The following is a 5282-nucleotide window of genomic DNA, read 5'->3' on the forward strand; positions in this document are numbered from 1 at the left end:
ATATCTTTATATTTGTCAAGGAATTGCTTTTGGTTTGAATATGGAGATTAAACTTGAGTAGTGCTATCAGCTCGACAAAATTTTATTGTGTTGTTTATGGTTGCTTTTATAGATTTATGGGAATCATCAGCTAATAATTTATTTTTATATTTTGAAAATGCCTCCGTATTGGTTGTCGTCATCACATTTTTTCTTGCTTGGGTAGGATGTTGGTTACCAATAGCCACCTTAATAGCAGCAGCTCTTGATTTAAAACCAAGCCAACCCTTAAAAGACAACCAAAAATTACCCTTACTCCTATCTCTCTACTTATTAGCACCTTTAATTGTCTGGAATGCTATGTGGTTAACAAATAGCTCGTTTGCAGATTATGGCTTTTTGATCAATGTTTCCCTCTTATTCTCTTTATTTTGGGGTTTTACATTGGGAGTATTGAGTTTAGTTGTGATTTTTTCCTGTCAAATATGGCTGGATTGGTGCAAATTTCAACCATTGAAGGTCAAGCAAATAACATCAATCGTCTTACCCATTTTGTTAATCGGGTTATTAGTAGGTGGGATAGAAGAGTTAGTTTTTCGGGGTTTTTTACTCACTCAACTAGGGCGAGATTATCCTATTTGGCTAGCTGCAATAATTTCTAGCTTAATTTTTGCCTTACTTCACTTAGTTTGGGAAAAAAAGGAAACTGTTCCCCAACTACCAGGACTTTGGTTAATGGGAATGGTATTGGTCTTAGCCCGGTTGGTGAATGATGGTAATTTAGGTATAGCTTGGGGATTACACAGTGGTTGGGTATGGGCAATTGGTTGTATAGATACAGCTGGGTTAATCAACTATACAGGTAATGTTCCAGAGTGGGTAACGGGTAAAAATAAAAAACCCCTAGCAGGGGTAACAGGATTTGTTTGTATGTTGCTAACTGGATTAATTCTCTGGTCTTTCTTTACATTTATTGCTACATCATCAACCAATAAAAGGATTGAATAGGGGTTAGGTGTTAGGCTTTCCTTCCTTACCTCCCTTGTTTGTCCCTATGATAAATCTGAATTTGACTACTCCCCTGCCTGAAGGCGAGGGGATTCTAAAAAGATGCTACGGGACGGGTTAAAACCGCTTCTCTTCGCTTTTTCTTAGCTTTAAGGATTATGCTGAGACTGTGGGATAAATCCCACCATATCGGGTTTCATCCCCTGTCTAAAGAACGAAACGCGCAACTGTGTTGCTATTTCTGGTGGGCTTTCACCCTCTCGTTACACTTCTGGTAAAAAACTACCCTTGTGAGACACTTACCCCCCTAACACCTAAGGAGCGTAGTGACTATAATACCTCCTCCTGCTTCATTCACTCTTACCATCCTTCCCTTTTTCCGGGGAGGATTTAGGGGTAGGAACAGAAATATTAGCCTGCTTGTTAATTTCATCCTTATATTGAGCAGGTGCTAAAGTAGCAGCAGTGGAAAACAAAGGTTTTGCTTCGTCACTCTTACCCTGTTCTTTCAAGAGCATTGCCTTAGCTAAAACGGGACGGAAATCTTGTTTATTATTTTTAATCGCCATATCATAGGCAGCAAGAGCTTGACCATAGCGTTTTTGGGAGGTATGAACATTGCCCAAAAGTAATTGCACAGCCACAATATCCACACTACCAGGCTCAATTTTATTGGCTTGGGTTGCTTTTGATAAGGTATCTTGCAATAAACCAATAGCAGCTTCCGGGCGTTTTTGCTCTAATAAAAGCATTACCATTCCTTGCAAAGCTTCCAAGTTACCAGGTTTAGTCTCCAGTACTGAACGATAAGCTTGAGCAGCTCCTTCCTTATCATTTACTTGTTGCTTGGCTTGAGCCAACAAAACTGCATACTTAGTTTGTTCTGGATTTAATTTAGCTAACTTCTCTAAGGTTTCTATAATGCTCTGAAGATTACCTGCGCCCAACTGCAACAACTGCAATTGCCTTTCTAGTAAACTCCTTAATGTAGCTTGGTTATTGGGTTCTCGTTGTAGAACAATTTCTAAACCTTGTATTTCGTTTGCCAGCTTTGATTTTTGGTTCGATACCGAAGAATTACTTTGTGCAGTGGCTGAATTTTGGGAAGAACCTTGTCCATCACTCAATGCTTGAATAATGGGCAACATAGAAACCCCAATAAAAGCAACAATTGCTAGTACTAAAATAATCTTAACGATCCAGCGATTACGCACTTCAGACACAAAACCTTCCTTAAACTTTAATAGTTATGATGATTGACGCAAATAGGATAAATGAAAAAGTTGAAAAACTTTACGGAATACAGTTAATACTTGGTGAACTTTATAACAAAGGGTGATCACGACTGGTGCGTTCCCTTAGGACTGTCGTCGTGGTGAGTTAGTACGTTGGGCGGGTTCCCCGACTTCAAGTAACTAATGAACCCTTTAGGGGGTTGCTCGTCAAAATATGCAAAACAAGTGCTGACTTTAGGAGGAACTGTCTAAATTTTAGCTGTGCTATGCTTCCGAAACTAGTAGAAAGGCGCTAAATTACACATTTAGTGTTAGTGTGCGCTAGATTGCGCTTTTTAGTATCACACAGGTAGCTATTGGGTGGCAAATTGTCAGAAAAATTAACCTGCACCAGCCACACAATATTTTTCAACTACCTTTGCAAAATCCCATTCTGGGATATCTCTCCGCCGCAAGGAGTTTTTATGAATTCCGACCTGATGCCTTCACCTGATTCCTCTAACTCAAATGCACCTCAAGAGACTCCAATTAATCAAATAGTCTCTGTGAACACCAATTCTCAAACAGAGGATGCCTCTGAACTAGATAATTCTACTGTCAACTCTAATGAACCAACCAGCAATGAAAACCTAAGGAATCGGCAGCAACCAATTCCACCACCCAGTGAACCCATGCAATACCGAGCCATTGGCTTAGTAAGAGGTCGCTATCTTGCTAGTAGCGAACAATTCACCCAAGGTTCATTGTTAACTTCCGATGGGGTGATTTTGGATGCTGTCCTTCTAGGAAGAATTATGAGTTTAGTCAAGAATCATCTTGACTTAGAAACAGAACATTTATGGGTTGTTTATCCTCGGACTCGTCCGCAAACTGACCAATTGCACTTGCAAATTGTTGGGGTTTGGGAGCCAGAAAACTTAGCTAAACAATCAGTTAAACCAGAGGAAGATTCCTTAGAAACTAAAACTAAATTGATTCCTTCATCAGCAATGACAGATGGTGGTTTTTCCGTTCGCGGTGAAATTGTTTATCAGTCTGCTGAATCTCAAAGCTTGGTGATCAAAATTAAGCAAGCACCACGCAAATCTACGGATAAACCAAAGTACTTTAAGCTAAAGGCTAAGGGTATGCTTAATACCAAAGCTATAGGTAAATTTTGGGACTTGCACTTGCAAAGGGAAGGAGATGCATTGGTGCTAGAAAATGCGGAAGCGATCGCTGACTTACCGAAAAAGCGTCGCCCACCATTCAAGAAGCATTCCCAAGGCAGTAAAAGACCCTTTAAAAAGTATTCTGGGGCTGGGGGGAGTCAGCGTCCATTTAAGAAAACAGGTGACTCCTCAGCACCTTCTAAACCAGTTCCCAAAGCTTCCCTTCCTAAACCTGTTAAGCGACCTAAACCAGAGCAGGAATAGTGTGATTAGGAGATGAAGTGAGGGGAGTGTGGGAGGTGTGGGAGGTGTGGGAGGTGTGGGAAGTGTGGGAAGTGTGGGAGTGTGAGAAGATATTATTCCTTTCTTGTCCTCCTTGTCCCCCTTGTCTTCCTTGTCCCCTTTGTCCACCTTCCCGTTGCCCCCTGCTCCCTGCTCCCCTGCCTCTTCTAAAACTCCGTCCAGCTATCTTGGGGTAGGAAAGAACGCTGTGTAGCAATGGATGCAACAGCTTCTGTTAAGGTAAACTTACCTGCCATAATCCACTGCTTTAACTCTTGAGCAACTTGCTGAGAAAAAAATAGACTAGCAAGGGGAGCAACACGAACTGTTTTACCGTCAATGGCAATCTTCCCCGATTTGAGTTGAGCATAACTTACTAAGCCAAAGGTAGGACGAACCCGCCGAGGAATAGAAAAATCTACGATTGGAGCTACCAACTCCTTGTCTTGAACCGCACAATGGGCAATGACTTCCTCATTTAAAACAGGAAATGGTATGCCTACACCCAACATTAAAGAAGGCCCATAATTTTTGAAATAGCAACCGCGTACCCAACGAGAATCCATCTGTTTCCCATCACCTACTAATGCCAAGGTTGCTGCTGGACCAATTGGTGTACGGTTGGGTAAGCGTTTTTGTAAAGGGAAATGCTGAGTACCTTCCCAAGCCACGTAGCCAATTCCTCCACCCAAAAAAATCCTGGTACCAATGCCAACTAACTGTAAATCTGGGTCGTTAAGCAGGGGAGATATGGCTCCAGGATTGGAATAAACCGCATTACCTAACCGTGGCTGTAATGGACCCAAATAAGTGAACAATGGGCGATCGCCTCCATTAACACCTACAATAAAATTTTGATATAAATTACGAGGATTAAATAAATAAAATTGATTGATTGTATCCCGAGTAATGGTCGTTTCAAAACTAGTTCGGGGATAACAATCTGTTACTTGACCTTGGGCACGGATATGAATTGGTTTACCTGCGATTAAATCTTCGATTACATGACCACCTCCACGTTCTCGAGCTTCTTCCCCCTCCATTGCTTCAACTGCACAACTGGCACCCAAGTATAAATCTACAGCCCCAAAACCAGAATATGCAGGTACTCCATCTAACCAACAACGACGAATTTTTATGGGAGGATCAGTATGTCCCAGGTTAATGATTGCCCCACTTGATTCCATTGGTTCAAATGTACCTGTAGTAATTACATCTACTTCATTAGCAACTTTCTTGACACCAACTTCCACAACCCGTGCTTTCACTTCTTGCACAGTCATGACCACAGCACGTTCACAACTAATTTTCTCGTTAATTTCTGTAATTGTTCGCATATTTATAGCGCTACGCGCAAGTAAGAAGTAAAAAGTAATAAGTTAACCATTGCAGTGGACAGTAAGCCATTGCGGTGGAGGTGTTTCCCGGCATAAAGCAAATGGCGTTGACGCAGTCTCTCCGGAGGAGACACTCCGAAGGAGTAATAAGTTTACTGTTTATAGTTTTGGGTCTCCAACAATGTCCTTAACCCTGAGCTAAGTCGAAGGGCTAACCTAATCGCTTAGTGCTATATATTATTGAAAATCATGATTTACACATCTACTTTTGGGATTTGTATAAGTAGGTT

4 protein-coding genes are annotated in these 5282 nt (G+C 41.3%); 2 read left to right on the forward strand and 2 right to left on the reverse strand.

All coding sequences use genetic code 11. The features are described 5' to 3' along the window. The first annotated feature begins 87 nt into the window (after positions 1–87). Positions 88–987: a CPBP family intramembrane glutamic endopeptidase gene (locus tag CALSC_RS10380; protein ID WP_407641905.1), complete on the forward strand. Its 900-nt coding sequence runs from the start codon at positions 88–90 to the stop codon at positions 985–987. 350 nt (positions 988–1337) lie between these two features. Here CALSC_RS10380 and CALSC_RS10385 read toward each other — a convergent pair whose 3' ends face one another. Further along, positions 1338–2210, reverse strand: a complete 873-nt coding sequence (locus tag CALSC_RS10385) for a tetratricopeptide repeat protein (protein ID WP_088241278.1) — start codon at positions 2208–2210, stop codon at positions 1338–1340. A gap of 476 nt (positions 2211–2686) precedes the next feature. Between CALSC_RS10385 and CALSC_RS10390 the strand changes: the two genes are divergently transcribed. After that, positions 2687–3637 (forward strand): hypothetical protein, encoded by a 951-nt coding sequence (locus CALSC_RS10390; protein WP_088241279.1) that lies wholly within the window; start codon positions 2687–2689, stop codon positions 3635–3637. Positions 3638–3822: 185 nt separating this feature from the next. Here the strand turns inward: CALSC_RS10390 and CALSC_RS10400 are convergent, their stop codons facing one another. Continuing rightward, entirely contained in the window at positions 3823–4992 is a 1170-nt protein-coding gene (locus CALSC_RS10400; protein WP_088241281.1) for a homocysteine biosynthesis protein, read from the reverse strand. Between the last annotated feature and the right edge of the window lie 290 nt (positions 4993–5282).

It is taken from the genome of Calothrix rhizosoleniae SC01 (assembly GCF_900185595.1).
GTDB lineage: Bacteria > Cyanobacteriota > Cyanobacteriia > Cyanobacteriales > Nostocaceae > Calothrix_A > Calothrix_A rhizosoleniae.